The 510-nt window shown below is 68.8% G+C and carries 1 protein-coding gene; it reads left to right on the top strand.

What is annotated here, in order from left to right; all coding sequences use genetic code 11:
• The coding region (locus BIU89_RS12040; RefSeq protein ID WP_139179045.1) for an NADP-dependent isocitrate dehydrogenase at positions 1-510 on the top strand (510 nt) is incomplete at both ends.

Genomic DNA, 510 nt, shown 5'->3' with positions numbered 1-510 from the left:
GAGCGGCTCACCGACGAGCAGCGCCTGGACGACGCCCTCGCCGAACTCGGCGACCTGGCGAAGACCCCCGAGGCGAACATCATCAAGCTGCCGAACATCTCGGCGTCGATCCCCCAGCTCAAGGTCGCGATCAAGGAACTGCAGGCGCAGGGCTACGACCTGCCCGACTACCCGGACGAGGCCACGACCGACGAGCAGCGCGACGTCCGCGCCCGCTACGGCCGTGTCCAGGGCAGCGCCGTCAACCCGGTGCTGCGCGAGGGCAACTCCGACCGCCGCGCACCCCTGTCGGTCAAGAACTACGCCCGCAAGCACCCGCACCGCATGGGCGCCTGGTCGCGTGACTCGAAGACGAACGTCAGCACCATGGGCGTCGACGACTTCCGCTCGAACGAGAAGTCCTGGATCGCCCCCGCCGACGACGTCCTGACGATCACCTTCGTGGCCGAGGACGGCAGCGAGCAGGTCCTCAAGCAGTCGATCCCCGTCCTGCAGGGCGAGGTCGTCGAC

It is taken from the genome of Curtobacterium sp. MCBA15_005 (genome assembly GCF_001864855.1).
Classification (GTDB): domain Bacteria; phylum Actinomycetota; class Actinomycetes; order Actinomycetales; family Microbacteriaceae; genus Curtobacterium; species Curtobacterium flaccumfaciens.
The sequence above is the reverse complement of the archived record's forward strand: the minus strand, read 5'-3'. Positions and strand labels throughout refer to the sequence as shown.